General features: G+C 76.3%; 12 protein-coding genes. 3 read left to right on the top strand and 9 right to left on the bottom strand.

From position 1 onward, the window contains the following. Positions 1-14: 14 nt before the first annotated feature. Positions 15-1,763: a serine/threonine-protein kinase gene (locus ACZ6O2_RS08195; RefSeq protein ID WP_466022408.1), complete on the top strand. Its 1,749-nt coding sequence runs from the start codon at positions 15-17 to the stop codon at positions 1,761-1,763. A gap of 98 nt (positions 1,764-1,861) precedes the next feature. On the opposite strand, the gene ACZ6O2_RS08200 is transcribed toward ACZ6O2_RS08195, so the two are convergent. The 4 genes from ACZ6O2_RS08200 to ACZ6O2_RS08215 all read right to left on the bottom strand — a co-directional run bounded on the left by ACZ6O2_RS08200 (position 1,862) and on the right by ACZ6O2_RS08215 (position 6,049). After that, entirely contained in the window at positions 1,862-2,305 is a 444-nt protein-coding gene (locus tag ACZ6O2_RS08200) for an HNH endonuclease (protein ID WP_350706799.1), read from the bottom strand. A 258-nt stretch (positions 2,306-2,563) separates the two neighbouring features. Continuing rightward, complete coding sequence (locus tag ACZ6O2_RS08205) at positions 2,564-3,733, bottom strand: hypothetical protein (RefSeq protein ID WP_466022409.1); 1,170 nt, start codon at positions 3,731-3,733, stop codon at positions 2,564-2,566. A 169-nt stretch (positions 3,734-3,902) separates the two neighbouring features. Then, positions 3,903-5,435, bottom strand: coding sequence for an FAD-dependent oxidoreductase (locus ACZ6O2_RS08210; RefSeq protein ID WP_466022410.1), 1,533 nt, complete (start codon positions 5,433-5,435; stop codon positions 3,903-3,905). 125 nt (positions 5,436-5,560) lie between these two features. Next, the gene (locus tag ACZ6O2_RS08215) at positions 5,561-6,049 is read right to left on the bottom strand and encodes an MSMEG_6728 family protein (protein WP_393302860.1); all 489 of its coding nucleotides are present in this window, start codon (positions 6,047-6,049) and stop codon (positions 5,561-5,563) included. A 121-nt stretch (positions 6,050-6,170) separates the two neighbouring features. Between ACZ6O2_RS08215 and ACZ6O2_RS08220 the strand changes: the two genes are divergently transcribed. Beyond that, entirely contained in the window at positions 6,171-7,952 is a 1,782-nt protein-coding gene (locus ACZ6O2_RS08220) for a potassium channel family protein (RefSeq protein WP_466022411.1), read from the top strand. A 40-nt stretch (positions 7,953-7,992) separates the two neighbouring features. On the opposite strand, the gene ACZ6O2_RS08225 is transcribed toward ACZ6O2_RS08220, so the two are convergent. Next, complete coding sequence (locus ACZ6O2_RS08225; RefSeq protein WP_466022412.1) at positions 7,993-9,231, bottom strand: APC family permease; 1,239 nt, start codon at positions 9,229-9,231, stop codon at positions 7,993-7,995. A gap of 10 nt (positions 9,232-9,241) precedes the next feature. After that, positions 9,242-10,078 carry a phosphatase PAP2 family protein gene (locus tag ACZ6O2_RS08230; protein WP_466022413.1) on the bottom strand — a complete coding sequence of 279 codons (837 nt, stop codon included), beginning with the start codon at positions 10,076-10,078 and terminating at the stop codon, positions 9,242-9,244. A gap of 42 nt (positions 10,079-10,120) precedes the next feature. Here ACZ6O2_RS08230 and ACZ6O2_RS08235 point away from each other — a divergent pair, with 42 nt between their 5' ends. Then, on the top strand, positions 10,121-11,332 hold the full coding sequence (locus ACZ6O2_RS08235; protein WP_350706813.1) for a DUF4032 domain-containing protein: 1,212 nt from the start codon (positions 10,121-10,123) through the stop codon (positions 11,330-11,332). Between the two features lie 49 nt (positions 11,333-11,381). On the opposite strand, the gene nagA is transcribed toward ACZ6O2_RS08235, so the two are convergent. Genes nagA through ACZ6O2_RS08250 form a run of 3 tightly spaced genes read right to left on the bottom strand, consistent with a single transcriptional unit; the run spans position 11,382 to position 14,337 of the window. Continuing rightward, positions 11,382-12,491: an N-acetylglucosamine-6-phosphate deacetylase gene (nagA, locus tag ACZ6O2_RS08240; protein ID WP_466022414.1), complete on the bottom strand. Its 1,110-nt coding sequence runs from the start codon at positions 12,489-12,491 to the stop codon at positions 11,382-11,384. Next, the gene (locus ACZ6O2_RS08245) at positions 12,491-13,411 is read right to left on the bottom strand and encodes an ROK family protein (RefSeq protein ID WP_350706817.1); all 921 of its coding nucleotides are present in this window, start codon (positions 13,409-13,411) and stop codon (positions 12,491-12,493) included. The genes nagA and ACZ6O2_RS08245 overlap by 1 nt, the downstream gene beginning before the upstream one ends. After that, complete coding sequence (locus ACZ6O2_RS08250; RefSeq protein ID WP_466022415.1) at positions 13,408-14,337, bottom strand: SIS domain-containing protein; 930 nt, start codon at positions 14,335-14,337, stop codon at positions 13,408-13,410. The genes ACZ6O2_RS08245 and ACZ6O2_RS08250 overlap by 4 nt, the downstream gene beginning before the upstream one ends. Between the last annotated feature and the right edge of the window lie 78 nt (positions 14,338-14,415).

Raw genomic sequence — 14,415 nt, forward strand, 5'->3', positions numbered from 1 at the left:
GCAGGCTGTCCGCTGTGCAGCGTGATCAGTTGCTCGCGGGCCGCTACCGGCTGGGCGGGCGTCTCGGCAGGGGCGGCATGTCCGAGGTCTACCGGGCGCACGACGAGGTGCTGGAACGCGACGTCGCGGTGAAGGTGCTCGTGGCGGCGGACCCGTCGGCCCGACGGCGGATCCAGGCCGAGGCGAAGGCGGCGGCCAGGCTCTCGCACCCGAACGTCACCGCCGTCCACGACTACGGCGAGTCCCTCCTCTTCGACCGGTACGCGCCCTTCGTGGTCATGGAACTGCTCTCCGGCCGTACGCTCGCGCAGCGGCTCGCCGCCGGGCCGCTGCCGCCCCGGGACGCCCTGCGGGTCTGCGCGGAGGTCGCCGCCGCTCTCGGCGCCGCCCACGCCGAGGGGCTGGTGCACCGCGACGTCAAGCCCGAGAACGTCGTGCTGACCCCGACGGGGGCGAAGGTGGTCGACTTCGGGATCGCCGCCGTCGCCGGCACGCCCGAGATCGACTTCGAGGGACGGCTGCTCGGCACCCCGGCCTACCTGGCCCCCGAGCGGCTCGCCGCCGGCGAGGTGCTGCCCGCCTCCGACGTCTACGCGCTCGGCCTGCTCGTGCACCAGGCGCTCGCCGGCCGGCTGCCGTGGCACAGCGAGACGCAGACCGGGATGCTGCGCGCCCACGCGTACGCCGAGCCGGGCCCGCTGCCGGAGGTCGACGGCGTGCCCCCGGAGGTCGGCCGGCTGTACCGGCGGTGCCTGGCCAAGGACCCGGGCGACCGGCCCTCGGCCGTCGAGGCGGCGCGCGTCCTCGCCGGGGCGCTCGCCCGGATGCCGCTTTCGGAGGCGGGGCACGCGGAGGTGCCGGCGGGCCGCCCCGACGTGCCGACGGGGCACGCGGACGTGCGGGTGGGACGCGCGGAGGTGCCGGCGGGGCACCGGGGCGTGCCGGCGGGGCCGGTAGCAGCGCCGGCGGCGGGGCTTGGCGGCGGGCGTGACCCCGCCGAGGCGGCGCCAGCCGGGACCGCGCCCGTCGCCGGGGGCGGCATCGGCCCGGGGCGCCGGGGCTGGCGGTCGAGGCGGGGCTCGTGGGTGCTGGTGGCGGTGGGCGCGGTGGTGGTCGGTGTGGTGGTGGCCGGGGCGCTCGGCGACCCCTCCGTTCAGTGGTCCGGCCCGCCCGACGAGCCCCGCACCGGCATCGGCACCGGCACGCGGGGCTCCACCGGGGTCGCCCTGCCGGTCACCGCCGACGCGCCGAAGCGGACGGGCGCCCCCGACGCGGGGCCGCCAGCCGGGTCGGCGACCGCCGGGCGGTCCAGTCCCGGACCGGTCGCACCCACCGGAGCCAGCCCGACCGCCCCGGCGCCGACCGGCGGCGTCGAGCCGTCCCCCACGCCTGGCCGGCCGTCCGGGGTGGACGTGAACTCGCGCGGCGGGGTGGTGAGGGTCCGCTGCGACGGAAAGCTGGTCGAGGTGGTCGACGTGATCCCGGCCGCCGGCCACCACCCCGAGGAGTACGCGCCGGGCCCGGCGCGGGAGGTGCGGGTCGAGCTGGTCGCCGCCGACCGCCGCAGTGTGATCACCGTGCGCTGCGCCAACGGCCGCCCGGTGCCCCGCGTCAAGGAGTCCCGGGTCAGGGAGTCCGGGGTCAGGGAGTCCGGGGTCAGGGAGCCCGGGGCCAGGGAGTCCCGGGCCAGGGGATCCGGGGTCAGGGGATTCGGGGCCAGGGAGTCCTGGGCCAGAGAGTCCCGGGTCAGGGAGTTCCGGTAGCCGGGGCGGCGGGGCCGCGCCCCCCCGGGAGGGGCCGGCGGGCGCCGCGCCAGGGGTCGTACCCCCGACGCGGCCCCCCGTTCCCGCCGGCCGGTCCGTCACCGCCCGGCCAGCGCCGCCCAGCTCGGGGTCGCCGGCTCGCGCCGCAGCGGCATGCCCGCCTCGGCCGGCGTCCGGTCGCCCTTGCGCTGGTTGCAGTCGTAGCAGGCGGCGGTCGTGTTCCGCCACGTGTTCCGGCCGCCGCGCGAGCGGGGCAGGATGTGGTCGATGGTGCCGGCCGACCCGCCGCAGTACGCGCAGCACCGCCCGTCCCGGCGCAGCACCCCGGCCCGCGACCACGCCGGCCCGGCGCTGAACCGCCAGCGGGTCACCACGTAGCGGACGAGGCGGACCACCCGGGGGACCGGGAAGACCCCGATCACCCGGTCCGGTTCGGCCTCGTGGATCTCGGCGACCCGACGACAGAGCATCCGGATCGCGTGCTGGACGGTGACCCGGTGCAGCGGGCCGAGGTCGGCGTTGACGACGAGGACGGCGTCCACCGGTGTCTCCCTTCGTGGCGGTGACGATCTGGACGGGCCGGACAGCGAAAGAGCCGCCCGGTCCGGGGTGCGGACGGGCGGCTCGACGGCGTGCGGGCACGCGTCAGTCGGGCCGGCCGCCCTCGGGGCCTTCGGCTCGGCAACCGCCGCCGCTCGCCGACGACGCCTGGCGCGCCGGGCCGGGCAGCCACGACGGCACACAGGTGACGTGCGACATCGACATGGACGGCTCCCGCGGCGGTGGTTGACCTTGCGGGATCACGGTAGGTCGGCGGGCGAGAGACGGGCAACGGATTTCGATCGAGCGGCCGTCTCGTCGGGGCGGCGCTGCCGGCGGGCCCGGCCGGCGGCCCGCGCGGCGGCCAGCGGCCGGTCGATCCGCAGCGCCATCCGTACCGTCAGCTCGCTCTCCAGCAGCGGCCGGTTGACCTCCCCGGCGACCGTGAGCGCCGGCCCGGAGACCGTGCGCCAGATCGCGGCCGTCCCCGCGCCCAGCCCGAGCAGGGCCACGGCGGCCCGGGTCGCCGGCGAGCCGGCCGCCGCGAGCGCGCTCACCCCCACCACGGCGAACAGCACCACGAGCAGCGGTACGAGCACCGGCCAGAAGATCCCCCGGGCGGCCTGCAGCACCAGCCGCCGGTCCCGGATGATCAGGTTCCGGGCGACGACCGCGTAGTCCTCCTCGTCCAGCAGGTCCCTCGGGTGCAGGCCGCCGGTGAGCACGCCCCGCCACAGGTCGCCCTGGTTGCGCAGCTCGCGGGCCAGGTCCGGCAGCCCCGCCTCGGTCGGGTCGCCGACGCCCGCCCGGGTGACCGCCGACGCCCACGCCGACAGTGACCGGCGGACCACCGCGGCCGAGTACGGCGGCAGCACGGTGGCCAGCTCGTCCAGCCAGCGGCTGAGCTGGATCTGCCGGCCGCCGAAGCGCCCTGCCACCTGGTCGGCGTCGCCGTGCCGCACCGTGTCGGCGAGTGAGCGTCCCAGCCGGTACGCCAGCCCGACCCGGTGGTTGGTGGCCATCGTCCAGCGCAGCACGTCCACGTTCAGGTCGTCGAGGGCGAGCAGCAGGTCCTCCCCGGCCCCGCCCGTCATCCGGTCCCTCGCCCCGGCCGTGGACGGGGCGGGGGCGTCGCGCCGGGTCAGCTCGGCGATCTGGCCGAGCGCCACCTCCACCCCGTCCAGGTACATCTGCATGCGTCGCCGCCCCGACATCTCGGTCAGGTTGGACAGCTTCGCCGGCGCGCCCGCCGGGCGGTCGTCTCCGGCGTCGAGCAGCTCGGCGGTCTGGGCGTGGTGGTACGCGTCCGCCATCCACCACCCGAGCCGCAGGGCGGTCACGATGCAGGCCCGCTCGTCCCGGATCAGCGGGTACGCGTCGTCCCGCGGTACGTCGGCGACGAGCGGGCCGTCGTCCCCGCGCGGCGGCATTCCCGCTGACCTCCCGGCTCACCCCAGACGATCAGCCTAGGCGAGGCGAGCGACCTGTTTGCCCGTTTTCGTCACCCTCGCCGCCCGCCGCCCGCCGCCCGCCGCCCGCCGCCCGCGTGCCCGCCACCCGGTACCCGCCACCCGTCACCCGTGGCCGTCGCCGTGGTCGTCACCGTCTCCGGGCGAGCAGGCCCCGGGGCCGGATCGAGCGGACCGGCTCGGCCGCGCCGCCCTCGGCCCGCAGGACGTGGTTGGCCGCCACGATCCCCGTCGCCGCCGCGCGTTCCATCAGCGCGCTCGGGAAGTCGGTCCGGATGCCGTCGCCGGCCAGGTAGAGCCCGTCGGCGTCGGTGCGCACCCCCGGCCGCCACGCGTGGCTGCCCGGGGTGAACGCCGGCGCCTGCGCCGCCACCCGGGCGCGCACCTCCCGGACCCGCAGCCCGGCCGCCTCCGGCCAGAGCGCGGTCAGCTCGGACCGCATCCGCTCGGCCAGCTCCGTCGCGGGCACGCCCGGCTCGCAGGCGTACGCGTGCAGCTCCAGCACCGAGCCGCCGGTGCGGGCCGCCCAGCGGCGGGGCTCGTCCTCGAGCCGGTGGTAGAGGGTCACCGAGTCCAGGGTCGGCTGCCGGGACACCCCGCTGAACACCGCCCGCCCGGCGGCCACGTCCCCGTCGCACCAGTAGCGCGCCACCGCGTACGGCGGACCGGGCCGGCCGAACGCGGGCATCCGCTCCACCAGCGTGGGCGCGTGGTCGACCAGGCCGGGCGAGGCGGCGACCAGCGCGGCCAGGGCGGGCGGGTCGACGGCGAGCACCACGTGCCGGGCGGCGTACGACGCGCCGTCGGCGGTGGCCACCCGCCACCCGGGGCCGTCGCGGGTCAGCGCGGTGGCGGGGGTCCCGGTGCGCACCCGGCCGCCGTGCCTCTCCACGTGCCGGGCCAGCGGCTCCCAGATCGCCGTCGCGTAGTCCTCGTCGGGGCAGTCGAACGCCAGCCCCTCGGGATTGCCCAGCAGGTAGAAGTGGAACTGCGCGATCATCTCCGCCGCCGACATCTCCGCCTCGTGGTTGAAGAACGAGTGGGAGAAGACCTCGAAGAGCATCGCGCGGGCCCGGTCCGGCAGCCGCAGCGAGGTGAGCAGCTCGTCGGCCGTGGTGTCGTCGAACTCGGCGTAGGTGCGCACCGGGTCGTAGGTGAGCAGCGGCAGCGCCGCGTCCCGGTCCATGCCGCGCAGGTCGCCCAGGCGCAGGCTCGGGCTGCGCAGCAGCAGGGCCAGCAGGTTCGCCGGAGGAGCGGGCGGCAACCGGCCGAACTCCTCGGCCGGCCAGCGGGCGCTCAGGACCGGGTAGCCGGGGACCGGCCGGAGGAAGCCGAGCCCCGGGTCGGCGCGGCGCAGGATCGACCGCCAGTTGTAGTACTGCCGGAAGAACGCGTGGAAGCCGTGCTCGTTGGTCTGTCGCGTGCCGTCGGCCAGCGTCTCCCGCCAGGCCCCGAGCCGGCCGCCGAGGGTCGGCGCGGCCTCCAGCACGGTCACCGCCACGCCGCGTTCGGCCAGCACCACCGCCGCCGACATGCCGGCGACCCCGCCGCCGACCACCACCACCTCGACCGGGCGCGGCACGCGGGGGGCGCCACCGCCGCCCGGGTCCACCTCGTGCCGGCGTACGCCGAGGAGCCGACCGACCACTTGCGACAGCGCCATGTGCACCCTCCCGCCCCGGGGGACCCTCCAGTCTGCCCCGTTCGGGCGGGGGGAACGGTCCCTTTCCTGCTCCGCGGGCGTCTGACGAGGTGCCCTTCCCTTCGCCCGTGGCGGGAGGCAGCGCCTCACTGCGGCGGGAGGCAGCGCCGTTCGCGGTCGGAGGCCGGCCAGACGTACTCCAGGTCGGGCGGGACGTCGTCGCCGAAGATCGGGCCGTAGTGCCCGGGGTCCTTGCGCAGCAGCGACGAGCGGTGGCTCAGGTGCAGGTCGTCGCGGCCCAGCCAGGGCGGCAGCTCGCCGGCCTCGGCCAGCTCCGCCTGGGTACGGACGCGGGTCAGCCCGCAGGCGGCGGCGAGGTCGGTGGTCATCGTGGTCGCGCAGGTGTCGGCCCGGCCGGGCTCGCACCAGACCGCGCACACGTCCAGCCCGTACCGGGTGAGGGCCTCCTCGTACCCGGCCCACATCTTCACCGCCGGGTGGTTGCGCCAGCCGTACGTGGGCCGGGTCAGCCCGCGCAGCACCTGGATGGTCTCCACCCGCTGCTTGCCCAGCCGCCTCTGGTCCAGCGTCCGGGCGCTGGCCAGGAAGTCCGGGTACGGCAGGAACGTCTGCATGCCGCTGGTCTACCCGCCGCGGGGCTGCGGAATCTGCCCGACGCGGCGGGACATGCCCGACGGCCAGCATTCATGATCGCGGGGCTGCGCGGGGCGCGACCGGCTGACTACGATGCGGCGCATGGCGGAGCCCCTGCTGGATCGTGCGCGGCGGGCGGGGCGTCGGCTCCGGGTCAACGGGGACGCGCGGGCGCACTACGTGGTCTGCGGGCGGGACGCCCTCGCCTACTGGGTGGTGCGCGCGCTGCTCGCGACCGAGTTGCAGGCGACGGGCCGCGTCCGGATCACCCTGGTGGTGCCGGAACGACCGCGCTCCGACGAGCCGGACGGGCGGGACCTCCAGGGCGTCGAGGTGGTGCGGGCCGACCGGCTGGACGAGGTCACCTTCCAGCGGGCCGGGCTGGCCGGCGCCGACGGGCTGGCCCTGCTGCACCAGGACGACGTCGGCAACATGCACGCCGCGCTCTGCGCCCAGGAGGTCGAGCCCCGGCTGCGGCTGGTGGTGCGAATGTTCAACACCGGGCTCGCCAACGGGGTGCGGCAGATCTTCCCCGACTCCGCGGTGCTCTCCGACGCGTCGATGGCCGCCCCCGCCTTCGTGGCCGCCGCGCTCGGCGAGGTCGCCCCGACCCACTTCCGGCACGGCGGGCGCACCCTCTACGTGGCCCGCCGCGACGACGTACGCCCGGGCGACGTGGTCTGCGGGGTGGCCGACACCCACGACCCGCAGCAGGTCCGGGTGCTGCCCGCCGAGGAGTCCGCCGCGGACGTGGTGCTCGCCGAGGCGACCGGGGCGCCGCCCGGCACCGAGCTGGCCGCGCGCCGGCTGGTGCGGGCCCGGCGGCGTCGCCGCCCGCTGACCGTGCTGCTCCGCGCGGTACGCAGCTTCGCCACCCGCAAGATCGGCATCGCGGTGATCACGCTGCTGGCGGTGATCGGGGTGCTCGGCTGGCTCAACGGCAGCGCCACGCACGCCAACTGGGGCGACTCGCTCTACCTCACGCTCGTGACGGCCCTGAGCGGGCAGGACCCGGATCCGAACAAGCCGGTCGCCCAGCAGGTCATGCAGGTGGTGCTCAACCTCGCTGGGCTGGCGCTGATCCCGCTGATCACCGCCGTGGTGGTGGACGGGATCGTCAACGCCCGGCTGGCGTTGCACTCCGGCCGGATCCAGCCGGAGCGGTCCCGGCACGTGGTCGTGGTCGGGCTGGGCAACGTCGGCACCCGGGTGATGGCCCAGCTCTGCGACTTCGGCGTCGAGGTGGTGGCGATCGACAAGGTGCCCCTTCCGCGCGGTGCGGCGCTGGCCCGCCGGCTCGGCGTGCCGCTGATCGTGGGCGACGCCGCGCTGGAGGAGACCCTCCAGGCGGCGTCCGTGGGCACCTGCCAGGCGCTGGTGGTGGTCTCCACCGACGACGAGACGAACCTCCAGGCGGCGCTGAACGGCCGGGCGGTCAACCCCGAACTCCAGGTGGTGCTGCGCCTCTTCGACGGCCACTTCGCCGAGCGCGTCCAGCAGGCGTTCGGCATCGGCGTCTCGCGCAGCGTGTCGTACCTCGCCGCGCCGTCGTTCGCCGCCGCGCTGCTGGACCGCGCGGTGATCGCCACCATCCCCGTCGGCCGGCACGCGCTGCTGGTCACCGAGGTCTCCGTCGCCGCCGGATCGTCGCTGGACGGGCGGCCGCTCGCCGCGGTCGGGCGGGCCGAGAGCGTACGCCTGCTCGCGCACGCCCGGGCCGGTCAGCGCCTCGACTGGGCGCCCGACCCGCGCCTGGTGATCGTCGCGGGGGACCGGCTGACGGTGGTGGCCCGCCGGGCCGGCCTGAACGCCCTGCTCCGCGAGGCGGCGCCACCCCCGCCGGAGGATCCCGCCGCGCCGGCGCCCCGGCAGCCGGAGGAGTGACCGTCCGTTCCGACGGTCCGGCGTTCCGGGGCTCGGCGGGTCAGGCCCGGCGGGGGCGCAGGGCGTACCAGGCGGCGCCGACGGCGAGCACGGCGAAGCCGGCGAGGACGCTGGACAGCGGCAGGTTGACGGCGAGCAGCAGGCAGCCGGCCAGCCCCAGCACGGCGAGCGCCCGCACCGGGAGCCGCCGCCCCGGGTCGCGGCCCAGGGTCAGCGCGGCCGCGTTGGTGATCGCGTAGTAGACCAGCACGGTGCAACTGGAGAAGCCGATGGCGCCCCGGATGTCGCCGAGCGCCACGACCAGCACCACCACGGCGGCGACGGCCAGTTCGGCGCGGTGCGGCACCCGGTGCACCGGGTGGACGGCGGCGAGGGCCCCGGGCAGGTCGCGGCGGCGGGCCATCGCCAGCGCGGTGCGCCCGACCCCGGCGAGGAGGGAGAGCAGCACCCCGGTCACCGCCACGGTCGCCCCGGCCCGGACCAGCCAGGCGAGGCCGGGCAGCCCGGCGGCCGTCACCACGTCGGCCAGGGGCGCGGCGGACGCGGCCAGCCGATCGGCCCCGAGCACGCCGACGGCGACCACCGCCAGCACCAGGTAGATCGCCAGCACCACGCCCAGCGCCAGCGGCACCGCCCGGGGGATGGTCCGCTCCGGGTCGCGTACCTCCTCGCCGAGGGTGGCGACCCGCGCGTACCCGGCGAAGGCGAAGAAGAGCAGCCCGGCGGCGGTGAGCACGCCCCGCCCGGAAGTGTCGAGGTCGCCGAGCCGGGCCAGCGAGACGTCGCCGCCGACCGCCCCGGCCACCGCGACCAGGGCCAACACCGCCAGCACCACGCCGACCAGCACCTTCGTCGCGGTCGCGGTCTTGCCGATGCCGCGCAGGTTCACGGCGGTCACCGCCAGCACCGCGCCGACGGCGACGAGCCGGGCCTGCCCCGGCCAGAGGTACGCCCCGATGGTCAGCGCCATCGCCGCGCAGCTCGCCGTCTTGCCGACCACGAAGCCCCAGCCGGCCAGGAAGCCCGCGAACGGGCCGAGCCGTTCCCGGCCGTACACGTAGGTGCCGCCGGACTCGGGGTGGCGGGCCGCGAGCCGGGCCGAGCTGGTCGCGTTGCAGAAGGCGACGAAGCCGGCCAGCACCAGCGCCGCCAGCAGGCCCGTCCCGCCGGCCGCCGCCGCGGCGGGCGCGAAGACCACGAAGACGCCCGCGCCGAGCATCGACCCCAGCCCGATGACCACCGCATCGGGTACGCCCAGCCGGCGCGCCAGTTGATCCACAGCGGGCACCCTAGGGGGTCGAGATGAACGGCCGGTCCCAGTCGCGCGGCGCTCCGGGCAACGGCAGGTCGTCCCAGGGCACCCGGTGCAGCACCCGGTCGAGGACGAGCCCGAGCAGCAGCCCGGCCACCGAGTCGGTCAGCCAGTGCCAGCCCAGGTAGGTGGTGGTGCACAGCACCACGACCGGCGGCACCACCCGGACCACGGTGACCAGCCGGGGCGGCACCGCCCGGCCGTAGGTGCGCAGCAGCGGGGCGAGCAGCAGCGCGATGACGCCGTACCAGAGGATTGCGTTCGCGACGTGGCCGGAGGGGTAGGACTGGGCGAACCGCAGCGGCAGTTCGTCCTGGAACAGCGGGAGGGTCTGCTCGGGCGGAAGGAATGGATCCTTGACGCTCGCGCTGGGGGCGGGCCGGGCGGTCCACACCTTGAGCGGGCCGATCGTGAGATAGCTGAGGACGAAGGCGAGCACCGGCGGCAGCACCGGGCGCAACGATCTCAGCCGGACCGCGAGGAGCACCCCGAGACCGAGGGCGATCAGCGTCAACGGGGTGCCCTGACCGAGGTAGTTGAGGACCACCGCCGTCACGCGGGCGGCGGTGGGCCGGTGCGCCTCCGACCAGTCGGCGACCGCGCGGTCGATCCCGAAGAACCGTTCGGCGGTGAGCGCCACGGTCAGCCCGACCAGGGCGGCGAGCAGGAGCGCGTCGAACCACCAGCCGGCCGGCCGGACCGGCCTCAGCCGTGCTCTGGGCCGTACCGTCGTGGTCTCCCGCACCCGGACCACGCTACCGGCCCGGCGCGACGGCCGGCCGGCGCGGCCGGGGGCGGCTGTGTGCCGAACCACGAAGGGAGGCGCTCGGCCCGGACGACCGTCAGACTTGGGGCCGTGCGGATCACCTCGGCCCTCGTCGACCCGGCGCTGCTCGACCTTCCCTGGTCGACCCCGCTGGAGCAGTGGCCTGCGCAGCACCTGGTGGCGCTGCCCCAGGGCATCTCCCGGCACATCGTCCGGTTCGTCCGGCTCGGCGGCTACGTCTACGCCGTCAAGGAGACCGGCGAGCGCGTCGCGGAGCGCGAGTACGACCTGCTGCGCGCCCTGGAGCGGATCGACTTCCCGTCGGTGGAGGCGGTGGCGATCGTCGCCGACCGGCAGACCGACGACGGCGAGCCGCTCGACCCGGTGCTGATCACCCGGCACCTGCAGTTCTCGCTGCCCTACCGGGCGCTCTTCTCGCACACGCTGCGCCCGGAGACGATGGGGCGGCTGCTCGACGCGCTGGCGGCCCTGATCGTGCGGATGCACCTCACCGGCTTCTTCTGGGGCGACTGCTCGCTGTCGAACACCCTGTTCCGCCGGGACGCCGGCGCGTTCGCCGCCTACCTGGTGGACGCGGAGACCGGGGCGCTGCACCACTCGCTCTCCAACGGCCAGCGCGGCGAGGACCTGGAGATCGCCCGGGTCAACATCTTCGGCGAGGCGCTCGACCTCCAGGCCGCCGGGCTGCTGCACGAATCGATCGACCCCGAGGTGGTCTGCGAGGAGGTCGTGCAGCGCTACGAGCGGCTGTGGCACGAGATCACCTACGAGCAGCAGGTCGAGCGGGAGGCCCGGCACGACATCGAGGGGCGGATCCGCCGCCTCAACGAGCTGGGCTTCGACGTCGCCGAGGTGGCCATGTCGACCATCGACAACGGGCGCTACCTGGTCCGGCCGAAGGTGGTCGACGCCGGGTACCACACCCGGCGGCTGCTCCGCCTGACCGGCCTGGACGCCGAGGAGAACCAGGCCCGGCGGCTGCTCAACGACCTGGACGCCTACCGGGCCGAGAGCGACCTCACCGACGAGCAGCAGGCCGCGCACCGCTGGCTGACCGAGGTCTTCGAGCCGGTGGTCCGGGCGGTCCCGGCGCACCTGCGCCGCAAGCTGGAGCCGCAGGAGCTCTTCGCCCAGATCATCGAGCACAAGTGGCTGCTCTCGGAGCAGGCCGGCCGGGACGTCGGCATGGCCCCGGCCGTGCACTCGTACCTCTCCGACGTGCTCGTGCACCGCCCCGACGAGCAGGCCGTGCTCGGCGTCGAGGTCCCCACCGCCGGCTGACCGTCCGGGCACCGAGCCGTCCGGGCACCGAGCGGCCCCCGCCGGGCGGTCACTCCACCCAGGAGCCGCCGCGCATCACCCGGACCACGTTCAGGCCGTCGTCGAGCACCACCAGGTCGGCCCGGAGCCCGACCTGGAGCGCACCCAGCCGGTCGCCGAGTCCGATCGCGCGGGCCGGCGTGGTGGCCGCCATCCGCACGGCGTCCGCGATCGGGATGCCGGCCGCCACCGCGTGCCGCAGCGCCTCGTCCATGGTCAGGGTGCTGCCGGCGATCGCGCCGTCGCGGGCCAGCCGGGCCACCCCGCCCGCCACCGTGACGGCCTGGCCGCCCAGCTCGTAGTCGCCGTCGGGCATGCCGGCGGCGGCCATGGCGTCGGTGATCAGGGCGGCCCGCTCCGGGCCCGCCGTCGAGGTGGCGAAGGTCAGCATCCCGTCGTGCAGGTGGACGCCGTCGGCGACCAGCTCGCAGACCACGTTCGGGGCGTCGAGCAGGGCCACCACCGGGCCGGGCTCGCGGTGGTGCACCGGCCGCATCCCGTTGAACAGGTGGGTGCCGACGCTCGCGCCCGCCGCGACGGCGGCGCGGGTCTCGTCGTACGTGGCGTCGGTGTGGCCGACCGCGGCGACCACCCGGTGCGCGACGAGCAGCTTGACCGCCTCCAGCGCGCCGTCCCGCTCGGGGGCGAGGGTGACCATCCGGACGGCGCCGTCGCCCAGCTCGATCAGCTCGGCCAGCTCGTCGGTGGACGGGTCGCGGAGGAACTCGGGGTTCTGCGCGCCGCAGCGGGCCGAGGAGAGGTACGGCCCCTCGAAGTGGATGCCGGCCAGCACCCCCTCGGCGACCAGCGGCGCGAAGGCCGCGGTGGCCGCGCGCATCAGCTCGAACGGCGAGCTGACCAGGCTGGCCAGCAGGGTCGTCGTGCCGTGCCGCAGGTGGAAGTCGGCGGCCTGCCGGGCCTGCTCGGCGTCGCCGGTGGTGAAGGTGTGCCCGCCGCCGCCGTGCGTGTGCATGTCGACGAAGCCAGGCACGATCCAGTGCCCGTCGCGCACGGACGGGTACTCGGCCACCGCCGTGATCCGGCCCCCGTCCAGCTCCACACAGCCCTGCCGGATCACGCCGGTCGGGGTCACCACCTTGCCGTTCACCCGCGTGGCCATCACTTCTCCAGACTGTCGAGGGCGAGCAGGGCGGCGCCGAGGCAGCCGGCCTCGTCGCCGAGGGCCGCCGCGACCAGGCGCGGCTCCCGGTGGAACGTCATCCGCTCGTGCAGCGCGGCCCGCAGCGGTTCGAGCAGCAGCGCGCCGGCCTGCGCCAGGCCGCCGCCGAGCACGACGGTCTCCACGTCGAAGAGAGCCTGGCCGGTGGCGAGGCCGTCGGCGAGCGCCTCGACGGCCTCCCGCCAGACGTCCGCCGCCAGCGGCTCGCCGGCCGCCGCCCGCTCGGCCACGTCGGCGGCGGTCGCCGGGACGCCGGCCAGGGCCGTGTAGCGCCGGCCGATCGCGGCCGCCGACGCCACCGCCTCCAGGCAGCCGGGACGGCCGCAGCCGCAGGTCGGCCCGCCGGCGCGTACCTGGACGTGGCCGATCTCCCCGGCGGCGCCGTGCGCGCCGGTGACGGCCGTGCCGTCGACCACGTGCGCCGCGGCGATCCCGGTGCCGATCGCGACGAAGAGGACGTGCGCGGAGTCGCGGCCGGCGCCGAGCCGCGCCTCGGCCAGGCCACCGGCGCGCACGTCGTGGCCGAGCGCCGTCGGCAGTCCGAGTCGAGCGCGTGCCAGGTCCCGCAGCGGTACGTCCCGGAAGCCCACGTTCGCGGACCAGACCGCGACCCCGCGCGCCTCGTCGATCACGCCGGGCACGGCGACGCCGAGCGCGACCGGGGTGAGCCCGTCGGCGCGGGCCTTGCCGGCCAGCCCCTCGGCGACCGCCAGGATGGTGTCGACCACGGCGTCCGGGCCGCGCCCGGCATCGGTGGGGTGCCGCTCGGCGTGCAGCACGGCGCCGTCCGGCCGGACCAGGGCGCACTTCATCCCGGTGCCGCCGACGTCCAGCGCGACGACGACGTCGCCTGCGCTCATGCGAGAACCACGGACCGGCTCAGGTGCCGGGGCGCGTCGGGGTCGAGGCCCCGGCTGGTGGCGAGCGCGACGGCGAAGCGCTGCGCCAGGATCAGGTCGGCCATCGGGTCGACCGGCGTACGGCCGGCGGACCAGCTGCCGAGCACCGTGCGGCAGCCGTGGGTGCGGCTGTGCACGAACGCGGCGCCGGTCGCCGCCACGTCCTCGGGCAGCCCGTCGGGCAGCTCGCCGAACGCCCAGACCAGCCGGCCGGGAGCGGCGATCGAGATCGGGCCGTGCCGGTAGTCCATGGCCGGGTACGCCTCGGCCCAGAAGGTGGCCGCCTCGCGGCACTTCAGCGCCGCCTCCTGGGCCAGCCCGACCGTCCACCCCCGACCGAGGAAGGTGGCCTGCTCGATCCGGGTCGGCTCGATCGGCAGCGGGGCGCGCACCGCCACCTCCGCGTCGGCGGCGAGCGCGGTGATGTTGTCGCCGAGGTGGGCGCGGAGCAGGGCCAGCGCGGTGGTCGCGAAGCGGGTCTGCACCACGGAGCGCTCGTCGGCGAACGGCATCGGCACCGCCGCGTCGGCCAACGAGGCGGCGGGGGAGGCGGGGTCGCCGACCAGGACGGTCGTCGGCACCCGCCCGCGCAGCGCGGCGAGCAGCTCGGTGACCTCGGTGGTGGTGCCGGAGCGGGTGATCGCGACGAGCCGGTCGTAGCGCCGCCCGGTGGGGAACTCGGAGGCCTGGAAGGCGTCGGTCTCGCCCTGGCCGGCCTGCTCGCGGCGGGCGGCGTACGCCATCGCCATGAACCACGAGGTGCCGCAGCCCACGACGGCGACCCGCTCGCCCTGGCGGGGGAGGTGGTCGGCCGCGGTGGCGGCGACCCGCGCCGCCTCCCGCCAGCAGTCGGGCTGGCTCGCGATCTCCGCGTCGACGTACGACATGAGAACTCCTACGCAGGGGAGCGGTGCGCAATACGGCTCGTTAAAGCCGTCTTTCGCGCGTTATTCTGCGCGAACTCG

This window comes from Micromonospora sp. NPDC048040 (assembly GCF_055587185.1).